The sequence below is a fragment of the Sphingopyxis indica genome (assembly GCF_032879645.1).
Lineage (GTDB): Bacteria > Pseudomonadota > Alphaproteobacteria > Sphingomonadales > Sphingomonadaceae > Sphingopyxis > Sphingopyxis indica.
The window spans coordinates 3,923,836-3,942,722 of record NZ_CP076394.1 but is presented as its reverse complement, the minus strand read 5'-3'; the positions used below and the strand labels follow the sequence as shown (position 1 = coordinate 3,942,722).

General features: G+C 67.0%; 22 protein-coding genes. 6 read left to right on the top strand and 16 right to left on the bottom strand.

The features are described 5' to 3' along the window. Positions 1 to 208 precede the first annotated feature (208 nt). Positions 209 to 472, top strand: coding sequence for a 30S ribosomal protein S20 (gene rpsT, locus KNJ79_RS18655; protein ID WP_317152168.1), 264 nt, complete (start codon positions 209 to 211; stop codon positions 470 to 472). Positions 473 to 964: 492 nt separating this feature from the next. Then, positions 965 to 2,323, top strand: a complete 1,359-nt coding sequence (dnaA, locus tag KNJ79_RS18650) for a chromosomal replication initiator protein DnaA (RefSeq protein ID WP_317152167.1) — start codon at positions 965 to 967, stop codon at positions 2,321 to 2,323. 195 nt (positions 2,324 to 2,518) lie between these two features. Here the strand turns inward: dnaA and KNJ79_RS18645 are convergent, their stop codons facing one another. From KNJ79_RS18645 to secB, 4 genes are all read right to left on the bottom strand, one after another. Continuing rightward, positions 2,519 to 3,208, bottom strand: coding sequence for a DUF4136 domain-containing protein (locus KNJ79_RS18645; protein WP_089215821.1), 690 nt, complete (start codon positions 3,206 to 3,208; stop codon positions 2,519 to 2,521). Between the two features lie 130 nt (positions 3,209 to 3,338). Continuing rightward, positions 3,339 to 4,355 carry a tryptophan--tRNA ligase gene (gene trpS, locus KNJ79_RS18640; protein ID WP_317152166.1) on the bottom strand — a complete coding sequence of 339 codons (1,017 nt, stop codon included), beginning with the start codon at positions 4,353 to 4,355 and terminating at the stop codon, positions 3,339 to 3,341. A 3-nt stretch (positions 4,356 to 4,358) separates the two neighbouring features. After that, a complete protein-coding gene (gene murJ / locus KNJ79_RS18635) occupies positions 4,359 to 5,951 on the bottom strand; it encodes a murein biosynthesis integral membrane protein MurJ (protein WP_317152165.1) in 1,593 nt (530 codons plus the stop codon). Between the two features lie 144 nt (positions 5,952 to 6,095). After that, positions 6,096 to 6,611, bottom strand: a complete 516-nt coding sequence (gene secB, locus KNJ79_RS18630) for a protein-export chaperone SecB (RefSeq protein WP_317152164.1) — start codon at positions 6,609 to 6,611, stop codon at positions 6,096 to 6,098. A gap of 286 nt (positions 6,612 to 6,897) precedes the next feature. Here secB and KNJ79_RS18625 point away from each other — a divergent pair, with 286 nt between their 5' ends. The 3 genes from KNJ79_RS18625 (at position 6,898) to KNJ79_RS18615 (ending at position 9,674) form a co-directional block, all read left to right on the top strand. Then, positions 6,898 to 7,536, top strand: a complete 639-nt coding sequence (locus KNJ79_RS18625; RefSeq protein ID WP_317152163.1) for a Tim44/TimA family putative adaptor protein — start codon at positions 6,898 to 6,900, stop codon at positions 7,534 to 7,536. Between the two features lie 364 nt (positions 7,537 to 7,900). Next, positions 7,901 to 9,094 carry a murein transglycosylase A gene (gene mltA, locus KNJ79_RS18620; RefSeq protein WP_317152162.1) on the top strand — a complete coding sequence of 398 codons (1,194 nt, stop codon included), beginning with the start codon at positions 7,901 to 7,903 and terminating at the stop codon, positions 9,092 to 9,094. A gap of 7 nt (positions 9,095 to 9,101) precedes the next feature. Then, positions 9,102 to 9,674 (top strand): Smr/MutS family protein, encoded by a 573-nt coding sequence (locus KNJ79_RS18615; protein WP_317152161.1) that lies wholly within the window; start codon positions 9,102 to 9,104, stop codon positions 9,672 to 9,674. Between the two features lie 221 nt (positions 9,675 to 9,895). Here KNJ79_RS18615 and dapE read toward each other — a convergent pair whose 3' ends face one another. Continuing rightward, positions 9,896 to 11,026 (bottom strand): succinyl-diaminopimelate desuccinylase, encoded by a 1,131-nt coding sequence (gene dapE, locus KNJ79_RS18610; RefSeq protein WP_317152160.1) that lies wholly within the window; start codon positions 11,024 to 11,026, stop codon positions 9,896 to 9,898. Positions 11,027 to 11,214: 188 nt separating this feature from the next. On the opposite strand from dapE, the gene KNJ79_RS18605 reads away from it, so the two are divergent. Further along, on the top strand, positions 11,215 to 11,682 hold the full coding sequence (locus KNJ79_RS18605; RefSeq protein WP_317152159.1) for a cupin domain-containing protein: 468 nt from the start codon (positions 11,215 to 11,217) through the stop codon (positions 11,680 to 11,682). A 21-nt stretch (positions 11,683 to 11,703) separates the two neighbouring features. Here KNJ79_RS18605 and KNJ79_RS18600 read toward each other — a convergent pair whose 3' ends face one another. The 11 genes from KNJ79_RS18600 to KNJ79_RS18550 form a co-directional block, all read right to left on the bottom strand. Further along, the gene (locus KNJ79_RS18600; RefSeq protein ID WP_317152158.1) at positions 11,704 to 12,078 is read right to left on the bottom strand and encodes a hypothetical protein; all 375 of its coding nucleotides are present in this window, start codon (positions 12,076 to 12,078) and stop codon (positions 11,704 to 11,706) included. Between the two features lie 60 nt (positions 12,079 to 12,138). Next, positions 12,139 to 12,810, bottom strand: coding sequence for a glutathione S-transferase family protein (locus tag KNJ79_RS18595; RefSeq protein WP_317152157.1), 672 nt, complete (start codon positions 12,808 to 12,810; stop codon positions 12,139 to 12,141). Positions 12,811 to 12,966: 156 nt separating this feature from the next. Beyond that, positions 12,967 to 13,614 carry a ribosome biogenesis GTP-binding protein YihA/YsxC gene (gene yihA, locus KNJ79_RS18590; protein WP_317152156.1) on the bottom strand — a complete coding sequence of 216 codons (648 nt, stop codon included), beginning with the start codon at positions 13,612 to 13,614 and terminating at the stop codon, positions 12,967 to 12,969. A 109-nt stretch (positions 13,615 to 13,723) separates the two neighbouring features. Next, positions 13,724 to 15,472: a membrane protein insertase YidC gene (yidC, locus tag KNJ79_RS18585; protein ID WP_317152155.1), complete on the bottom strand. Its 1,749-nt coding sequence runs from the start codon at positions 15,470 to 15,472 to the stop codon at positions 13,724 to 13,726. A gap of 45 nt (positions 15,473 to 15,517) precedes the next feature. Next, positions 15,518 to 15,730, bottom strand: coding sequence for a membrane protein insertion efficiency factor YidD (yidD, locus tag KNJ79_RS18580; protein WP_089215809.1), 213 nt, complete (start codon positions 15,728 to 15,730; stop codon positions 15,518 to 15,520). A gap of 157 nt (positions 15,731 to 15,887) precedes the next feature. Then, positions 15,888 to 16,226, bottom strand: coding sequence for a ribonuclease P protein component (gene rnpA, locus KNJ79_RS18575; RefSeq protein WP_317152154.1), 339 nt, complete (start codon positions 16,224 to 16,226; stop codon positions 15,888 to 15,890). A gap of 20 nt (positions 16,227 to 16,246) precedes the next feature. Then, positions 16,247 to 16,381, bottom strand: a complete 135-nt coding sequence (gene rpmH, locus KNJ79_RS18570; protein ID WP_003046693.1) for a 50S ribosomal protein L34 — start codon at positions 16,379 to 16,381, stop codon at positions 16,247 to 16,249. A gap of 101 nt (positions 16,382 to 16,482) precedes the next feature. Next, positions 16,483 to 16,791, bottom strand: coding sequence for a hypothetical protein (locus KNJ79_RS18565; protein ID WP_089215807.1), 309 nt, complete (start codon positions 16,789 to 16,791; stop codon positions 16,483 to 16,485). 176 nt (positions 16,792 to 16,967) lie between these two features. Continuing rightward, positions 16,968 to 17,702, bottom strand: coding sequence for an alpha/beta hydrolase (locus KNJ79_RS18560; protein ID WP_317152153.1), 735 nt, complete (start codon positions 17,700 to 17,702; stop codon positions 16,968 to 16,970). A gap of 74 nt (positions 17,703 to 17,776) precedes the next feature. Next, positions 17,777 to 18,433 carry a glutathione S-transferase family protein gene (locus KNJ79_RS18555; protein WP_317152152.1) on the bottom strand — a complete coding sequence of 219 codons (657 nt, stop codon included), beginning with the start codon at positions 18,431 to 18,433 and terminating at the stop codon, positions 17,777 to 17,779. Beyond that, a complete protein-coding gene (locus KNJ79_RS18550) occupies positions 18,430 to 18,885 on the bottom strand; it encodes a hypothetical protein (protein WP_245836681.1) in 456 nt (151 codons plus the stop codon). The genes KNJ79_RS18555 and KNJ79_RS18550 overlap by 4 nt, the downstream gene beginning before the upstream one ends. Positions 18,886 to 18,887: the final 2 nt, after the last annotated feature.

Sequence of the window (18,887 nt, the reverse complement as noted above, 5' to 3'; positions counted from 1 at the left end):
TCGCCGGGATATGGTATTACATGCGGGCAAACCGCCCGAAAACCATTGACCTTCGCGGCCCGCATGGCTATGGGCGCACCCTTCGAGCAGGGTCCGGTCATCCGGAACCGGCCGTATCCGGACATTGATTCGCCGCCCGCGCGCGATTCGGCTGCTCCGCTTCCGGCTGTGCTCCGACCGTTGAACCGATTGGATTTTTGAGGAACTTATGGCCAATACGCCGCAGGCAAAGAAGCGCATCCGCCGCAACACGGCGCGCACGATCGTCAACAAGAACCGCGTGTCGCGCATCCGCACGCTGGTCAAGAAGGTCGAAGCCGCCGTCGCTGCCGGCGACAAGGACGCCGCGAACGCGGCGCTCGCCGCGGCGCAGCCCGAGATGGCGCGCGGCGTCGCGAAGGGCGTGCTGCACAAGAATACCGTCGCGCGCAAATATTCGCGCCTGACGAAGAGCGTCAACGCGATCGGCTGATTCGCCCTTCGCACCGATGCGAAAGACAAGGACCCGCCGGCCCTCCGGCGGGTCTTTTTTGTGACTGCTAAAAGTCATTGCTGTTGCAATGCGGTAAGTGACGGATTCGTGGCGATTCGTTGGCGCCCGGGAAAATTGTCAGCTATATCTAGCTGAAATCAGGCAATAAATTGCCCATTTCTTGCTTTTCCGGGGGGTCCGGCGAGTCAAGAATTTTATTTCAGAATTTTTACGCGTCGCGGCCTTGATCGTTGCTCTTTCTCCTGCCTAACAAGGGACGTCGCCAGCCATCGCCGGCGGCCGCCACATCGACATGATTCGTTCGCTTTCGGGCCACGTGCCCGGGACGGGACGTCTGCGCCCTGCGGTCAGGCGGAAGAAGCAGCGTGGCGGCGGCTCCCGGCTCGAGCGGCGGCGACACGGGGGCCAGCGAGGGATGGATCAGGTGACGATGAAGGGGACAGCCATGATTGCAGCGCGGGACATGGGCAGATGAGCGGCGACGCCGCGGCGCTCTGGCCGCGCGTTGCCGAGGGGCTGCGCCGCGATCTCGGCGCACGCACCTTCGACCACTGGCTGAAGCCGGTGCGCTTCGCCGATTATTGCACATTGTCGGGCGTTGTGACGCTCGAAACGGCGAGCCGCTTTTCGGCGAACTGGATCAACGAACGCTTCGGCGACCGGCTCGAACTGGCTTGGCGGCACCATCTGCCCGCGGTGCGCTCGGTGCTCGTGCGCGCGGGACCCGGCGCCGCCGAGCGCCAGGCGGCGATGACCGCGGCGCCGCTGCCGCCGCTCGCGCCCGCTGCCATCGCTGCGCCTGCCGCGCCATCGGCCTTCGATGCGAAGCTCAGCTTCGAACGCTTCGTCGTCGCGCGCAGCAATATCCTCGCCGCCAACGCCGCGCGCCGCATGGCGATGGTCGAGGCGCCGCAGTTCAACCCGCTCTACCTCTGCTCGGGCACCGGGCAGGGCAAGACGCACCTGCTCCACGCGATCGCGCAGGCTTATGAGACCGAGCATCCGGCTGCGACGATCATCCTGATGTCGGCGGAAAAATTCATGCTCGAATTCGTCGGCGCGATGCGCGGCGGCGACATGATGGCATTCAAGGCGCGGCTGCGCGCCGCCGACCTGTTGCTGCTCGACGATCTGCAATTCGTGATCGGCAAGAATTCGACACAGGAAGAATTGCTTCACACGATCGACGATCTGATGTGCTCGGGCAAGCGCCTCGTCGTCACCGCCGACCGGCCGCCTGCGATGCTCGACGGGGTCGAGGCGCGGCTTTTGTCGCGGCTGGCGGGCGGGCTCGTCGCCGACATCGAGGCGCCCGAGGACGATCTGCGCGAGCGCATCATCCGCCAGCGGCTCGCCGCGATGCCGATGGTCGAGGTGCCCGATGAGGTCGTCGCCTGGCTGGTCAAGCATTTCACCCGCAACATCCGTGAGCTCGAGGGCGCGCTCAACAAGCTGCTCGCCTATGCGGCGCTCACCGGGGTGCGCGTCGACCTCGCGCTCGCCGAGGACCGGCTCGCCGAAAATGTCCGCTGCGCGCGCCCGCGGATCACGATCGACGAGATTCAGCGCGCGGTGTGCGCGCATTACAAGCTCGACAAGGCCGAAATGGCGTCGAAACGCCGCGTCCGCGCGATCGCGCGCCCGCGTCAGGTCGCCATGTATCTCGCGAAGGAACTGACCCCGCGCTCCTACCCCGAAATCGGCCGCCGCTTCGGCGGGCGCGACCATTCGACGGTGATCCATGCGGTCCGCACGGTCGAGGCGCTGCGCGTCAGCGACAGCGAACTCGACGCCGAAATCGCCGCGATCCGGCGCAGCCTGAACAGCTGAAATCGGGGCGGCCGCTTTCGGGCGGAAGCAGACCCATCCGACATCGTCACCCCGGACTTGATCCGGGGTCCACTTGGGGCAGCGCTGGAGAAATGGATCCCGGATCAAGTCCGGGATGACGAAGAAGGCAAACATCCGCAAAAAAGCCCGCCTTCCATGCCGGAAAGCGGGCCTCTTCTTTCGCTTCGACCGGACTCAGCCCTTTTCGGGCGGCGCCACCGTGATGCGGACGCGCTCGCCCGAATTGCCGGGGAAGCCGGTGAACATCGCCTGCACCAGATTGGGGACGATTGCGGTCAGGTCGTTGTCGCGCGACTGCGCCTGCGCGCGGCCTTCGAACAATCGCTCGCCGGTCGACTTGCGGTCGATCGTCAGGTTGAGGTCGCTCGTATAGACGGTGTAGCTGCTGACGTCGTCATAGCCCCAGCCCGCCCCATAACCGCCCCACAGAAAGGGGTCGTAATAGCCGGCGATATAGCGGCGCCCGTGGCGCCCGCGCACGACGACCGGGGTATAGAAGCCCGGGCCGTACCAGCCGCCGTACCACGGATCGCGAAAGCCCGGCGTGCTCACGACGCGTTCGCGGCCCTTGTCGATGCCATAGTCCATATGCACGACCATGTCGGCGTTTTCCCCCGGCGCGGCGGGGCGATAGCCATAGCGGGTCAGCTCGCCCGCGACGAGATTGGCATATTGGCCGAACTCGATCCCGCCTTCGAGCGCCGGATTCGACGCCTCGACGACGAAGCTCTGACCCTGCGGCGCGGGCAGCTGCGCCTGGAAGCGCGCGACGTCGGCCTTGAAGGGGGTGGCGCAGCCCGCGAGCGCGAGCGCCGCCCCGGTGAGGACGGCGAGACCCAGCCGCCGGAAATTCGTCTTGCTCATGGTTCTGCTCCGTGATTCGGTGCGCGCTTTGCCCGCGCGCTTTATACCATGACTACACCAATGCGACTTAACCTTGGTTGAACTCGGCTCGTCGCAGCTTCGTTCGCGCCAAAATCCGCTTGTGCCTGAATCAGCGGCACAATCCCAATGCCTGATAGGTGGTGTCGAGCGTCGGTTTTGCAAGCGCCCGCGCCTTCGCCGCCCCCTTGTCGAGGATCGCGTCGAGCGCGGCCTGATCGTCCTTCAAGGCGACGAAGCGCGCGGTGATTGGCGCCAGCTTTTCGACGAGCAGCTCGCCGAGCGCCGGTTTGAACGCGCCGAACCCCTGCCCGGCGAATTGGCCGAGCACCGCATCGACGCTGGTGTCGGCGAGCGTCGCATAGATGCCGACCAGGTTCCGCGCCTCGGCCCGCCCCTCGAGTCCCGCGGCTTCGGACGGCAGCACCTCGGGGTCGGTGCGCGCCTTCTTCACCTTCTGCATCATCGTGTCGGCATCGTCGGTCAGGTTGATGCGGCTCATGTCCGACGGGTCGGACTTTGACATCTTCGCGCTGCCGTCGCGCAGGCTCATGATCCGCGCCGCGCCCGGCGGGATGATCGGTTCGGGCAGGGTGAAGACCGGACGATCCTCGCTCGCAAAATCATTGTTGAACTTCTGCGCGATGTCGCGCGCGAGCTCGAGATGCTGTTTCTGGTCCTCGCCGACCGGGACGTGCGTTGCCTGATAGAGCAGTACGTCGGCCGCCTGCAGCACCGGATAGGTGAAGAGCGCCGCCGACGCGCTCTCGCGGTTCTTGCCCGCCTTGTCCTTCCACTGCGTCATCCGGTTCAGCCAGCCCATGCGCGCGGTGCCGTTCAGCAGCCATTGCAGCTCGGCGTGCGCGGGGACGCGCGCCTGGTTGAACAGCGTCGAGCGGTCGGGGTCGATCCCGCAGGCGACCAGCGCGGCGGTCATCGCGCGCGTGCTCGCGGTCAGCTCGGCGGGGACGTGCGGCATCGAGATGGCGTGCAGGTCGGCAAGGAAGAACAGGCATTCGCCCCCCGCCACCGCGGCCTCGTCCTGCATCCGCACCCAGTTGCGGATCGCGCCCAGATAGTTGCCGAGGTGCAATTGTCCGGTGGGCTGGATGCCCGATACGATCCGCATGGTCTACTCCTGTGCCGGCGCCGGCCTGGCGCGCCGCCGCGTCAGCATGGCGAGGAGATCCTTGTCAAGCGCGCCGACCACCCAGGCAGCTGCAAAGAAGCTGGTTCCGCCCGCCGCGACGAGCGCCGAAAGCGACCAGGCGCGCTCGAACGCGCCGCCGCTATAGTGAGCGGCAAGCAATGGCATCAGCCACCAGAGCAGCGCCGACATCGCGGCGACCGCGACGAGCTGGCGCAAAATGCGAAGCCCGAGCTTCGCGGTGAAGCGGAACCAGCCGCGCCGGTGCAGGATCGCGTAGAGCAGGAGGCAGTTGATCGTCGCCGACGCCGCGGTCGCGCCCGCAAGGCCGACGATGCCGAAGCGGCGAACGACATAGAGGTTGATCGCGATGTTGACGATCAGCGCCGCGAGCGCGGTCCACACCGGCGTCCGCGTATCCTCGCGCGCGAAAAAGCCCGGGTTCAGGATTTTGACGATCACATAGGCGGGCAGCCCCGCGACGAGCGCGACGACGATGTTCGCCATGATCGCGCCGTCGGCGGCGGTGAACTTGCCCCCGACGAAGAAGGCGGCGGTGAAGGCGGGGGCGCAGATCGCGAGCGCCGCGGCGGCGGGCAGGGTGAGCAGGGTCGCCATTTCGAAGGCGTTGCTCTGCAACCGCTGCGCCTCGGCGGCATCGCCCGAATGGATATGGCGCGACAGCATCGGCAGGATCGCGGTGCCGAGCGCGATGCCGACGATGCCGAGCGGCATCTGGTTGAGGCGGTCGGCGAGCTTGAGCAGGGTCAGCGATCCCTGCGGCAAGGAAGTCGCGAAGAAGGTGTCGACGAACTGGCTGACCTGATAGATTCCGGCGCCGAAGGTTGCGGGCAGGATCAGCATGCCGAGCCGCCGCACCTCGGGGGTCAGCTTCGGCACGCGGATATGGAGCTTCAGCCCGGCGCGGCGCACCGCCCACCAGAGATAGGCGAGCTGCGCGACCCCGGCGAGGCTGACCGAGATGGCAAGAGCGAGCGCGACGATGCGGTCGTTATGGCTGTCGCCGCGCAGCCAGGCGCCGGTCAATATGCCGCCGATCAGCACGATGTTGAGCAGCACCGGGGCAAAGGCGCCCGGCGCGAAGCGCGACCGCGCGTTGAGCAGGCCCGAGAGCATCGCGACGAGGCTGATCAGCGCGAGATAGGGAAAGGTGACGCGGCTCAGAAACACCGCGAGCTCGAATTTGCCGGGCACGTCCTGATAATCGCGCGCGAGCACCCACACGACCCCCGGCATCGCCGCCATCATGACGCCCGAAAAAACGAGCAGCGCCCAGAGGAACACCGACAGCACGTCGTTGGCGAAGCGGTCGGCGGCGCCTTCGCCGCCTTCCCCGTGCAGCGCGCGGCTGTACATCGGCACGAAGGCGACCGAAAAGGCACCCTCGGCGAACAGGCGGCGAAAAGTGTTGGGCAGGATGAAGGCGAGCTGGAAGGCGTCGGCCGCGAGCCCCGCGCCGAGCACGCGCGCGAGCAGCATGTCGCGCACGAAGCCGAAAATGCGGCTGACCAGCGTCAGCCCGCCGATCGTCCCGACATTTTTGACCAGGCTGCTCATCGGCGGAGCATGATGGGGTCAAGACAATGCGTCATTGCGAGCGAAGCGAAGCAATCCAGAACGGTTTCATCCACCCTGGATTGCCACGGGCCTCCGGCCCTCGCAATGACGACGGAAGCCAAATGCGTCCGATCGCGCTTCGGGTCAGGCCTCGCCGGCCGGCGCGGCCATGCCCTGGCCGTCGCCCTGCTGCGCCTGCAGCTGCTGCTGAAACAGGCCGTGGAAGTCGATCGGCTCGAGCAGGAAGGGCGGGAAACCGCCGTCGCGCACGGCGTCGGCGACGACGCGGCGCGCAAAGGGGAACAGGATGCGCGGCGCTTCGGCGAGGAAGAAGGGCTGAAGCTGGTCCTCGGGAATGTTGCGGACGCCGAACAGGCCGGCATATTTCAGCTCGACGACGAAGCCGGTGCCTTCTTCATTCTTCGCGGTCACGTCGATCTTCAGCGTGACTTCGAACAGATTCTCGCCGACGCCCTCGGCGCCGATGTTGAACTGAACGTCCATCTGCGGGGCCGACTGCCACTGATAGACCGCGGGGGCGTTCGGATTCTCGAACGACAGATCCTTCACATATTGCGAGATCAGGCCGATCGCGGGGCTGTTGTCCTCGCCGTTGGTCAGCGTTTCGGGCGTGAAGTCGGGGGTGGTGTCGTCGGCCATGGAATCAAGCTTTCACTGGAAATTCGAACGGAAGCCGCGCGCGCCGCGGGCCGGCCGCACGGGCGTTGCGGGCGCGCTTAGCAGCGCGCCGCCGCCAGCACAATGGGGCTGCCCGCCGCGCACCGCGCACGGTGCGTCGCAACCCGGACGCGGGCAAAGCGTTGACCTGTCAGCGCCCAGACGCCATGGCATTTGAAACATGGCCGCCCATCGCCTATGTTGGTGGGGATATTTCGCACGCATTGGACCTTTGCCCGTGACCGCATTCTCGATCGTATTGCTCGCCATGATTGCCGCTTTCCTCGGCATGCGGCTCTATTCGGTGCTCGGCAAGCGCACGGGACATGAGCAGGAACCGGTGCTGCCGCGCCGCGAGGAGCGCACCGCGCTGGCGCCGGTGCGCGTCGATGAGGGCGATGCGCTGCCGCCGCCGGCGACCGCCGCGACCGACGCCGCGGGCCTCGTATACGAACCCGCCGCCGAGGCCGGGCTGCGCACCCTGCTTGCCGCCGACCGCCATTTCGACGCCGGCCGCTTCGTCGAGGGCGCGAACGCCGCCTATCGCATGATTCTCGAAGCCTATTGGGCGGGCGACCGCGACACGCTGCGCGACCTGTGCGACGACGACAGCTATCAGGCGTTCGCGGACGCGATCGACGCGCGTGAGGCGCGCGGTGAAACGCTCGACAACCGCCTTGTCGGCATCGAGGCGACCAAGATCACCGCGGTAGAGGTCGGACGCAGCGACGCGCGCATCACCGTGCGCTATCAGGCCGACATCAGCGCGGTGACGCGCGATGCCGAGGGCAAGGTGATCGCGGGCTCGCTCAGCGACGCGGTGCCGGCCACCGACCTCTGGACCTTCCGCCGCGCGGTCGGCAGCAGCGACCCGAACTGGGTGCTCGACGAAGCCGAATCGGCCTGATCCCATGCCGGGCAGCGGGGGGAGCGAGCGGAGCCGCCCGGCTGCTGCGCGAAGCGCATTTCCGAAACTCGCGTCCTATCTCTGCGCTTCTGCGCGGGAAAAATATTCGCGCAGAGGCGCAGAGGCCGCAGCGAATCCGGTTCACGCGGAGACGCGGAGACGCGGAGAAAAAGCCTTGGGCCGGAAGGCCCCTTTCGTTCCCGACCCGGCATTGTGGCGCGACGTGGGCGAGGATAAGCCGCTTCGCGGGAAAGGCGACATCTCCGCGTCTCCGCGTCTCCGCGTGAACCCCGCAAGGCACCGCCCTTCGAGGTCGCGCTACGCACTGTTCGTCATTCTGCCGCTGCTCTCTGCCTGCGCGTCGTTGATTCCGCCCGCCGAAGCGCCGGCCGCACGGCCCGCGCCGGCACCGCGCCCTTTGCCATCGCCGGGCCCGGCGCAGCCCGTTCCCGCCACTCCCAACCCGCCGCTCGCTGCGTCTCCGGCGCCTGAAAGTGCGACCACCGCGGTCGAGGCGGGGGTCGTGCGCGGCCCCGAATATAATGAACTCGGCGTCGCCCCCGAACAGGCGACGGCCGCGCTCAAGGCGTTCCGGCTGAGCTGCCCCGCGCTTCTGCGCCGGACCGACGCGAGCGGACTCACCCAAGGCGGCGAATGGGCCGAAAGCTGCGCCGCTGCCGCGAGCTGGCCCGATCGCGATGCGGGCAATTTCTTCAGCCGCTATTTCGGCACGGTGCAGGTCGGCGCGGGCAGCGCCTTCGTCACCGGCTATTACGAGCCCGAGATCGCGGCATCGCGCACGCGGCGACCGGGCTATGAGATTCCCATCTATCGCCGCCCCGCCGACCTGATCGACGTCGATCTCGGCCTTTTCTCCGACGCGCTCAAGGGCAAGAAGATTCGGGGCCGTGTCGAGGGCAGCAATTTCGTGCCCTATTACGACCGCGCGGCGATCGAGGCCGGGGCGCTCGCGAACCGCGGGCTCGAACTCGCCTGGGCCGCCGATGCCGCCGAATTCTTCTTCCTGCAGGTGCAGGGATCGGGCCGCCTGCGCCTTCCCGACGGGTCGGTGATGCGGATCGGCTACGACAGCCAGAACGGGCGCGATTATGTCGGCATCGGCAAGCTGCTGCGCGACCGCGGCGAACTCCAGCCGGGGCAGGCGTCGATGCAGGGCATCCTCGACTATCTGCGCGCCGACCCGGTGCGCGGCGCGGCGGTGATGAACGAAAACCCCAGCTGGGTCTTCTTTCGCGAACTGACCGGACCCGGCCCGCTTGGCGCGCTCGGCGTGCCGGTGACGGGGCGCGTCAGCCTCGCCGCCGACCCCAAATATGTCCCGCTCGGCGCACCCGTCTTCCTCTCGCTCGACCGCGCCGAACCGAACGGGCTGTGGATCGCGCAGGATACCGGCGGCGCGATCAAGGGTGCGAACCGCTTCGACAGCTTCTGGGGTGCGGGCGATAGGGCGCGCGCGATTGCCGGCGGCATGGCGGCGCGCGGTTCGGCCTTGCTGCTGCTCCCGCGCGCCAGCGTTGCCCGGCTGACCGGGCGCTGAGGCCGCAATGCCGCGGCGCCTCGACCCTGAAGAAGCGGCGCTCTGGAAAAAGGTCGCTGCGACGGTTCAGCCGCTCCACAAGCGGCCCGCCGAGACCGTGCCGCCGAAAGCGCCGCCGACCGTCCGCCCCCCCAAAGCGACGCCGCGCAGCACCGCAGCGCCCGCCGCGCCGCTGCGGCCCGCCCCGCTGCCGCCGCCGCACCGCACCCACAGCCAGGCGACGCTCGACAGCCATTGGGACCGGCGCCTCCGCAAGGGGCTCGTGCGCCCCGACCTTTCGATCGACCTCCACGGCCACAGCCTCGCCTCGGCGCAGGCGCTGCTCGACGATGCGATCGGCCGTGCGCTGATCCGCGGCGCGCGCGTGCTGCTCGTGGTCGCGGGGCGGCTGCGTCCCGGCGCCGACCGCCTGCCGCAAATGCACGGCGAACCCCGCCCGCGCGGCGCAATCCGCGCCTCGCTCGCCGACTGGCTCGCCGCCTCGCCCCACGCCGGCCGCATCGTCGCGCTCCGCCCCGCGCACATCAGCCACGGCGGCGCGGGCGCGGTCTATGTGATTTTGCGGCGCGGGCGCGATTGAGGGGGTTTGCGCCAAGATGCGGAGAAGAAGGAAAGAAGGACGCTCGCACAAAGGCACGAAGGCACAAAGAGGGCGGGCGCCGGCTCGGCTGTTTCAGGAGCGCGCGAAGCGCTCTTCTCCCTGATCGTTTATACAATGCTCCCGCATGGCAAAGTGGCGCGACTTTGTGCCTTCGTGCCTTTGTGCGAGAAACTGTCTCTGCGCCCGCGTGTGAATCAGAATCAATCGAGCAGCGCGCGCATCAACACCCCGCGATAGATGGCGGCGAGTTTGTGCAGATCGGCGACCGCGACCGCCTCGTCGAGCTTGTGCATCGTCGCATTGGGCAGCCCGAATTCGACCACCGGGCACAGCGCGTGGAGGAAGCGCGCGTCGGACGTGCCCCCCGTCGTCGACAGCTCGGGCATCAGGTCGGTTTCGGCATGAACCGCTTCGGCGACCAGCGCCGACAGGTCGCCGGGCGGGGTCAGAAAGGCTTCGCCCGAAATCTTGCCCACCACCTTCGCGCGCGGCTCGACGTCGTGCGCGATGCGCTCGATCATCTCGACCAGTTCGGCGCCCGTCTGCTGGTCGTTGAAGCGGATCGACAGCCGCGCGCGCGCCGAGGCGGGGATGACGTTGGTCGCGCCATTGCCGACCTCGATATCGGTGAATTCGATGTTCGACGGCTGAAACCAGTCGGTTCCCTCGTCGAGCGTCACCCCGTCGATCGCCGCGAGGATCCGCACCAGTTTGGGAATCGGATTGTCGGCAAGGTGCGGATAGGCGACATGTCCCTGCACCCCCGGCACGTCGATCCAGATGTTGACCGATCCGCGCCGCCCGATCTTCATCATGTCGCCGAGCCGGTTCACCGACGTCGGTTCGCCGACCAGGATCATGTCGGGGCGGACGCCGCGCGCATCCATATGCTCCATCAGCGCGCGGGTGCCGAAGATCGCCGCGCCTTCCTCGTCGCCGGTGACGATCAGGCTGATCGTTCCCGCCTCGACCGGCGTTGCGGCCGCCGCGGCGACGAAGGCGGCGATCGCGCCCTTCATGTCGACCGCGCCGCGCCCGTAGAGCAGATTGCCGCGGATTTCGGGCACGAACGCGTCGCTTGCCCAGCCCACTCCCGGCGGCACGACGTCGAGATGGCCGGCAAAGCCGAAATGCACCGGCCCCGCTCCCCGCCGCACCGCGAGCAGATTTTCGACCGGCCCGTCGGGCTCGATCCCGTCGATGAAGCGCTCGACGGTAAAGCCGAGCGGGACGAGCGCCGCCTCGAGCACGCCGAACACGGCGCCGGTGGCGGGGGTGACGCTCGGCGCGGCGATCAGCGCTTTTGCGAGATCAATGGGGTCGATGGTCATGATCGCCCCTTACCCGCTGGCGCCGGGTGAAGTCGAGATGGCAGAAAGGAGCTCGCACAAAGACACGAAGACACAAAGGGGGTGCGCTTCGCGCGATCGGCAAGAGTCGCCGGTCCCGCATACAGCCTCTTTGTGTCTTCGTGCCTTTGTGCGAAACAAAAGAGGAACCAACGCAAGAGGACTGCCCCATGCCCAAACTCGACCTCGACACGATCGAACAGACCAACGCCACCGGCTATCCCGCGCCCTTCGACCAGCCGGTGCAGGGGCGCTGGTATCGCCGCCTCGCCCCCGCGACGGGGCTTTCGGATTTTGCCGCGAGCCATGTCGTGCTGAAACCCGGTGCCTGGTCGTCGCAGCGCCACTGGCACGACGGCGAGGACGAGATGCTGGTCATGATCTCGGGTGAGGCGGTGCTGATCGAGGACGACGGCCGCACACCGATGGCCGCGGGCGACATCGCCGTCTGGCCGAAGGGCAGCACCAACGGCCATCATCTGGTGAATGAATCGGACGCCGACTGCGTCTTCGTCGCCTTGGGGGGAGGAAAGAAGTATGACACCGGCGGCGGCTATTCGGACATCGATATGCTCTTCACCCCCGAAGGCTATACGCACAAGGACGGCACGCCCTATCCGACGACGCGGGTGCCGTGACGATGGGCGGCTTTGGGGTGGTTAGCTGCCGTGTTCAGCAGGAGCCCGAGTTTGTGAAAAGAGCAGTGCGAGAAGAGGCCCGAGAACGGCCAACGCACCCGCAACAACGATGAAAGGATCGTCTTTTCCGATGATTACTAACAACCAGATGACTGATACGGCGAGCATGTTGCCGCCCCTGAGCCAGATCGATCCAGCCAGCCTGCGACCAAGTCCGTTCGCCAGACACAATGCTGCGAGAGGCGTAAGAAATGCAGCCCAGAAGGCCAAGAGCCAAACATCTTCCGGCTCTTCGGCGTAACGGCTCATTGACTGCGCCATTGAACCGATTGCAAGTAGCGCAGTAAGACACAGCGTTACGCCCAGTAAAAGGTTGTAAGAGCGGACGAGTTTCATCGCACGAATTTACCCGGTTCCACGATGTCCGCAATGGGGTCGTCTCCCGCCTCGCGCCCCTCACCCCTGTTCGGTGCCCTCGAACTGTTCGATCACCCAGTCCTCGGCCTGTGCGCCGCCGATCCATTCCTGCATGCACGGGTGGCTGATCACCGCCTGGCAATAGGGGATGGCAAAGCGCGGCAAGGGAATCGAATAGGTCAGGAAGCGCGTGACGACGGGCGCGAACATCATGTCGGCGGCCGACCAGTCGCCGAACAGATAATCGCCGCCGTCGCCGAAGCGCGCCCGCGCTTCGGCCCAGATCTGCAAGATCCGCATCACATCGGCTTCGACCTCGGGCAACAGCTCGGCGGTGGGGTAGATGCGGCGGATGTTCATGCTGTGATGGCGGCGCAGCGCTGCAAAGCTCGAATGCATTTCGGCCGCCATCGACCGCGCCATCGCGCGCGCGGCCCAGTCGTCGGGCCAATAGCCGCGCGCGCCGCCGGTCTTTTCGTTGAGATAGTCGATGATCGCGAGGCTGTCCCACACGACGATGTCCTCGCCGTCCCACAGGATCGGCACCTTGCCGCCCGACGGCGCGAACTCGTCGCCCTCGCGGCGGTTCGACCAATCCTCGTCGTAAAGCGGGACGGTCACCTCCTCGAAAGCGAGGCCGCTGTGCTTGACCGCGAGCCAGCCGCGCAGGCTCCAGCTCGAATAGGCCTTGTTGCCGATGAAGAGTTTCATGCGTCGTCCTTTTGTCCCCCTCCCGCTTGCGGGAGGGGTTAGGGGTGGGCGCGAGCGTAGCGAGCTTCGGCCTCGAAATCGCCCACCCCGCTGCGACTAGCGAGCAAGCTCGCAAGTCTCACTGCCCCTCCCGCTTGCGGGAGGGGCGTCACTTCGTCAACTCTCCACCGCCTCCAGCACCGCCGTCCTCAGTTCGGCGATCCCCATGCCCTTTTCGCTGCTCGTCGCGATCACCTGCGGGTGCGCGGCGGGATGCTTGCGCGCTTCGGCCTCGGTTGCCGCCTGCACCGCGGCGAGGTCGCTCGCCTTGATCTTGTCGGTCTTGGTGAGGACGAGCCGATAGCTGACCGCCGCGACGTCGAGCATCTCCAGCACCTCGCGGTCGACATCCTTCAGCCCGTGGCGGCTGTCGATCAGCACCAGCGTCCGCTTGAGCACCGCGCGCCCGCGCAGATAATCATTCACCAGGAAGCGCCATTTCCTGACGACATCCTTCGGCGCCTTGGCAAAGCCATAGCCGGGCATGTCGACGAGGCGGAAGGCCAGCGGTTCGCCGACGTCGAAATAGTTGAGCTCCTGCGTGCGCCCCGGCGTGACCGAGGTGCGCGCGAGCCCGTTGCGGTTCGTCAGCGCGTTGAGCAGCGACGATTTGCCGACGTTCGACCGCCCCGCAAAGGCGATCTCGGGCACGCTCGGCGCCGGCAGATGCTGGAGCGCGGGCGCCGATTTCAGAAAGGCGATCGGGCCAGCGAACAGCTTGCGCGCACGCTCGGCAAGGGTGGGGTCGATCTCGTTATCGGTCATTGTCGTGTACCCCCGCGAAGGCGGGGGTCCATCTCCTGTCGTTCAAATCCGTACCTGTCGGAGATGGGTCCCCGCCTTCGCGGGGACACACGCCGACAGGGTCGGTATGCTATTTCGCCGCCACCGCCTTCAGCTGCGGATATTTGCGGTACATCCACTGCTGCTGCGCGATCGACAGGCAGTTGTTGGTGATCCAGTAGAGCAGGAGGCCCGCCGCGAAGGGCGCCATGATGAACATGAACAGCCACGGCATGATCTTGAACACCTGCTGCTGCACCGGGTCGGTCGCCTGCGGGTTCAGGCGGAACTGCAGCCACATGGTGACGCCCAGGATCAGCGCGAGCAGGCCGATGCCGAGGAAGGACGGCGGCGTGAAGGGCAAGAGGCCGAACAGGTTCAATATGTGCAGCGGATCGGGCGCCGACAGATCCTTGATCCACAGGATGAAGGGCTGGTGGCGCATCTCGATCGTCAGCATCAGCACCTTGTAGAGCGCATAGAAGATCGGGATCTGGATGACGATCGGCAGGCAGCCGGCGAGCGGATTGATCTTCTCGTCCTTATAGAGCTTCATCAGCTCCTGCTGCATCTTCGGCTTGTCGTCCTTGTGCCGCTCCTGCAGCGCCTTCATCTTCGGCTGGACGAGCCGCATCTGCGCCATCGACCGGAACTGCCGCTGCGCGACCGGGAACATCGCGGCGCGAATGATCAGGGTCAGCAGCATGATCGCGACGCCGAAATTGCCGACCATGCGGAACAGCCAGTCGAGCAGCTTGAAGATCGGCACCTCGAAAAATTCGAACCAGCCCCAGTCGATCGCGTTCGACAGGCGGGTGATGTCCTGCTTGTTCTGATAGGCCGACAGGATGCTCACTTCCTTCGCGCCGGCAAAGATGCGGCTCGTCGTCGTGACCTGCCGGCCCGGCGCGACCTGTGTGAAGGGCCGCGCGAACAGCGTCTGGTAATTGTCCGCCGACGGCGTGCTGATCGACGCGGTGACGCGCTCGCCCTTGGCGGGGATGATCGCGGCTAGCCAATATTTGTCGGTGAAGCCCAGCCAGCCCGCACTCGCATATTTGACCGCGCCGCTCTCGTCGAGATCGTCGTAGTCGACGTCGAATACCGATTTGCCGTCGAGATAGCCGGTCGGACCGACGTGGATCGTATAGCTGTCCTTCTCGTGCGGATCGGTCGGTTTGCCGAGGCGGTCGATCAGCGCATAGCTGCTCGCGGTCACCGGCGCGCTGCCGCTGTTGGCGATCGTCTGCTTCGCGGTGATCAGGTAATTTTTGTCGATGCTATATTCGATACGAAAACTCTGGCCGCTGCCGTTCGACCAGCTCAGCGTCACCGGCGTTTCGGGGGTCAGCTTGTCGCCGCTCGCCGTCCAGACCGTATCGGCGCCGGGGGTTGCGATCCCCTGCGCCGACCAGCCGATGCTCGCGAAATATGCGGCCTTGGTGCCCGCGGGGGCGAACAGGCGGACGGGGGGCGAATTCTTCTCGACCGTCTGGCGATATTTGGTCAGCGTGATGTCGTCGATGCGCGCGCCGACGAGGTTGATCGAACCCGACAGCGCCGGGGTTTCGATTCCGATGCGCTGTCCGCCGCCGAGCACCGCCTCGACAGGGCGGATCGCCTGCGTCGCGGGCTTTGCCGCGGGCACCGCCGTCCCGGCCTCGGGCAGGCCGTTGGGCTCGCCCTGCGCTTTCGGCGCCGCACCGTCGCTTCCGGCGACCGTCGTGGTCACATCGGGCTTGTCGGGCGTCGGAAAGAATTTGTCGGCGACGAAATTCCATCCGAGCAGGATGGCCACCGACAATAAAATCGCCGCGATCAGGTTCCGCTTGTCGTCCACGCTGTTCAGTCTCTCTTCGTCTCTAATTGGTCGGGGGAAATGCGCCTACGGAACCGGGTCGTAGCCGTGGCCGCCCCAGGGATGGCAGCGCAATAGCCGCTTTGCCGCAATCCAGCCACCCTTGATCGCGCCATAGCGCGAGAGGGCGGTGATCGCATATTCGCTGCACGACGGGGCATAGCGGCACGTCGGCGGCAGGATGCGCGACGGGCCGATCTGCCAGCCGCGCGCGAGCAGAATGAGCAGCCTGGCGATCATGCCGAAAGCCCCGAAAACCGAGCAACGTCACGCGCGATTCGCACGCCCCTTCCTTCGTCATCCCGGACTTGATCCGGGATCCATTCACGCGACGCCGGAGGCGTGGACCCCGGATCAAGTCCGGGGTGACGCGAAGGGGCGGCGAAGCCCGGGCGCCTCATCGCGCCAGCTTTTTCGCGGCGCGCTGCAGCGCCGAATCGAGATGTTCGCCAAGGTCGGAAAAGGCGATGTCGTTGCCGCCCGCGCGGCCGATCAGCACATGGTCGGCGCCTGCGATTCCCGCTTGCGGCAGCGCGGCGCGCGCCAGCGCGCGCAGCCGGCGCTTCATCCGGTTGCGCGTGACGGCGTTGCCGACCTTCTTGCTGACGGTATAGCCGATGCCAATGCCTGCATCGCCGTCGCCGCGCGGGCGGACGAGCAGGACGAAGCCGGGCACGGGAAAGCGAAGGCCGCGATTCGCGGCCAGAAATTCGCTTCTTTTGCTGAGGGTGCGCACGGGCGGCGCACCGGCGGCGCTCAGGCCGACAGCTTCTTGCGGCCGCGGGCGCGGCGGGCGGCCAGAACCTTGCGGCCGCCGACGGTGGCCTTGCGGGCACGGAAGCCGTGACGGCGCTTGCGCACGAGGCGGCTCGGTTGATAGGTGCGCTTCATCGCGGTTTTCCCTAAATCTTGTCAAAAGCTCGAACAGAAAAGGGCCGCCAAGCGTGGGCGGCCACCGTTGGGGGCGCGGATAAGCAAGAGTCGGCGGAAAGTCAATCGCCATCTGGCTTTTCCAAGGCGCCGCGCGCCCGCCGCCGCGCGGCGCTGACCCGGCGCATGACGCGGTCGGTCCACGCGCCGTAGCGCGGATGGCGCCGCTTGAAGTCGACATAGCGCCGCTTCGCCCACAGGCTGTTCTGAAGGCTCAGCATCAGCCCGATCGGGAACAGGATGATGAACCCCGGCCCCGGCAGCACCCCGACGATCGGCGCCGCGATCATCAGCACGATGCCCGTCACGAACAGCGCGAACCGCACCTGCGCATTCGCGCGCAATCGCTGATAGAGGCCGGGCTTCGCCATAGCCCGCGATGTGGGGAGGCGGCAGGCGTGTTGCAAGCATAGGGCAGTTGGGAGCGCACCGTTGGCTGGCGGCGCGCGGCGGCATTGGGGTGGGGAGCGGACGTTCGACCGACCCCTCCTCTTCAGAGGAGGGGCTTATAATGGCAGCGACCGCCCGCTCCGCCCCCCGCCGCGGCTCAGTTCAGCGCGACGAAGCGCGCCATGTCGTCGCGCGTCAGATAGCGGACGTCGTCGAACGGCGTGCTGTTGGTCAGCGCGTAAAAGGCGCGCGCCTTCGCATCGTCCATGCCCATTTCGCGGTAATAGGAAAGATATTCGGCGTGGACGGGATCGCTCGCCGGATAGTCGCGCGCCTCGCGGCCATATTCGTCGATCCAGCTATGCACCCCGAATTCGGCGTCGGGGGCGGCGCGGCGATGGACGCCCGCGAGCCACAGCTCGACCGCGCCGGATCGCACCGACCCGCCGCTCGGCACCTCGGTCTCCAGCCCTGCGCGCCGGATCGCGCGCGCGAGGATCAGATTCGCCTCCTCGTCGAGGCTCCCCGGGCAATCGACCATCTCGATGCGTTTGAGCCCCGGAAAGGCCGCGAGCATCGTCGCGAACTGGCGCGGCGTCGCGCTGGTGACGTCGCCCGCCATGCGCGCGGTCGCGGCGTCGATGACCGCGAACGGACCGAAGCGCGCCTTTGCCTCGCCGAGCGCCGCCAGCGCGCCCGACGGCGCATAGCGCCGCGTCGCCGCCGCATCGTCTGCCGCGACGTCGCTGTCGTCCGCTTCCCACGTCCAGGTGGTGACGGTCGTTGTCGTGGTGACGGTGACCACGCGCTGCGCGTGCGCCGGCGCGAGCGCCAGCACGGCGGCCGCGAGAGCGACGACGGCGAGGCGGGCGAGGGCGGCTGGCGAAACCATGCCCCGTCCTCGCGCGCGCGCGGCTAGCAAAGTGCAAAGAAGTGCGGTCAGCGCGCCGTTAACCGCATAATGGGTCAGTCGCGGTCGGGCGCCCCCAAGGGGAAATAGGCGCGGTACGGCCGCGCATCGTCGACGCAGCGCTTGACCGATGGATGCGCGAGCAGCCGCGCGCGATAGGCGCGCAGCGCCGCATAGCCGGGCGCGATTTCATGCACCCAGTCGGCATAGAAGAGCGACGGTGCCGCCGCGCAATCGGCGAGTGAAAAGCCGTAAGGCGTCGCCCACTCGCGCCCCGCGAGCGTCTTGTCGAGCCAGCCATAGACGGTCTCGAGCGCCGCCTTCGCCTTGTCGACGATCATCGGCATGTGGTTTTCCGGCCCGCGCAGCGCGTCGGCCACGACCTCCTGCATCGGCGTCATCACATGATTGTCGAACACCCGGTCGAACAATCGCACCTCCAGCGCCGCGTCCGCGTCGGCGGGGATCAGCCGCGGCTTCGGATAGTGCGCGTCGAGATATTCGATGATGATGCTCGCCTCGAACAGCGCCCGCTCGCCATCGACGAGCAGCGGGAATTTCCCCACCGGCCAATGCGCGCGCAGCTCTTCGCCATGCTGCGGCCGATCGGGCTCGATGACGCGATAGTCGAAACGGACACCCTTCTCGTAGAGCGCGATCAGCGCCTTCCACGTATAGGAGGAGAAGGGGTGGCCATAGAAAGTCGGGATCATTGCTTGTCCCCCCGAAGATAGAGCCAGGCGAGCGGCAGCCCGACGAAGGCGATATGCGGAAACAGCGCGACGAGGCCCTTGACCGGATCGGCGGGCGGAAAGGGCGCGCCGAAACGCAGCGGCAGCACGGCTGCGTTCATGATGAGGTAAAGCAGCAGCCCGTAAAGCGTGCCGGTCAGCCACCACGGCCAGCCCGTCCGCGCCGACCAGCGCGGCGCGAAGCCCACAAAGGCCGCGACCATCGCGCCCATGATCGCATAATGGGTGGCAAGCCCCGCGACCGCGCCGCCGGGCCCCCAGCCGGCGGCGCCGTCGCCGAAGGGGCCTTTCGCCACTCCGCGCAGCATCCCGCCGACGGTGCCGCCGGCGGCGATGCTCCACAGCGCGGCATAGGCGATGTCGAGCGTCCCGCAGAGCAGCCACGCGCGGAGCGGCGAAGGTCGCGCCGCCACTC

What these genes read in the sequence shown, in the direction of transcription:
- rpsT (WP_317152168.1), top strand. Translation starts at nt 209, where the DNA reads ATGGCCAATACGCCGCAGGCAAAGAAGCGCATCCGCCGCAACACGGCG.
- dnaA (WP_317152167.1), top strand. Translation starts at nt 965, where the DNA reads ATGAGCGGCGACGCCGCGGCGCTCTGGCCGCGCGTTGCCGAGGGGCTG.
- KNJ79_RS18645 (WP_089215821.1), bottom strand. Translation starts at nt 3,208, where the DNA reads ATGAGCAAGACGAATTTCCGGCGGCTGGGTCTCGCCGTCCTCACCGGG.
- trpS (WP_317152166.1), bottom strand. Translation starts at nt 4,355, where the DNA reads ATGCGGATCGTATCGGGCATCCAGCCCACCGGACAATTGCACCTCGGC.
- murJ (WP_317152165.1), bottom strand. Translation starts at nt 5,951, where the DNA reads ATGAGCAGCCTGGTCAAAAATGTCGGGACGATCGGCGGGCTGACGCTG.
- secB (WP_317152164.1), bottom strand. Translation starts at nt 6,611, where the DNA reads ATGGCCGACGACACCACCCCCGACTTCACGCCCGAAACGCTGACCAAC.
- KNJ79_RS18625 (WP_317152163.1), top strand. Translation starts at nt 6,898, where the DNA reads ATGATTGCCGCTTTCCTCGGCATGCGGCTCTATTCGGTGCTCGGCAAG.
- KNJ79_RS18615 (WP_317152161.1), top strand. Translation starts at nt 9,102, where the DNA reads ATGCCGCGGCGCCTCGACCCTGAAGAAGCGGCGCTCTGGAAAAAGGTC.
- dapE (WP_317152160.1), bottom strand. Translation starts at nt 11,026, where the DNA reads ATGACCATCGACCCCATTGATCTCGCAAAAGCGCTGATCGCCGCGCCG.
- KNJ79_RS18605 (WP_317152159.1), top strand. Translation starts at nt 11,215, where the DNA reads ATGCCCAAACTCGACCTCGACACGATCGAACAGACCAACGCCACCGGC.
- KNJ79_RS18600 (WP_317152158.1), bottom strand. Translation starts at nt 12,078, where the DNA reads ATGAAACTCGTCCGCTCTTACAACCTTTTACTGGGCGTAACGCTGTGT.
- KNJ79_RS18595 (WP_317152157.1), bottom strand. Translation starts at nt 12,810, where the DNA reads ATGAAACTCTTCATCGGCAACAAGGCCTATTCGAGCTGGAGCCTGCGC.
- yihA (WP_317152156.1), bottom strand. Translation starts at nt 13,614, where the DNA reads ATGACCGATAACGAGATCGACCCCACCCTTGCCGAGCGTGCGCGCAAG.
- yidD (WP_089215809.1), bottom strand. Translation starts at nt 15,730, where the DNA reads ATGATCGCCAGGCTGCTCATTCTGCTCGCGCGCGGCTGGCAGATCGGC.
- rpmH (WP_003046693.1), bottom strand. Translation starts at nt 16,381, where the DNA reads ATGAAGCGCACCTATCAACCGAGCCGCCTCGTGCGCAAGCGCCGTCAC.
- KNJ79_RS18565 (WP_089215807.1), bottom strand. Translation starts at nt 16,791, where the DNA reads ATGGCGAAGCCCGGCCTCTATCAGCGATTGCGCGCGAATGCGCAGGTG.
- KNJ79_RS18560 (WP_317152153.1), bottom strand. Translation starts at nt 17,702, where the DNA reads ATGGTTTCGCCAGCCGCCCTCGCCCGCCTCGCCGTCGTCGCTCTCGCG.
- KNJ79_RS18555 (WP_317152152.1), bottom strand. Translation starts at nt 18,433, where the DNA reads ATGATCCCGACTTTCTATGGCCACCCCTTCTCCTCCTATACGTGGAAG.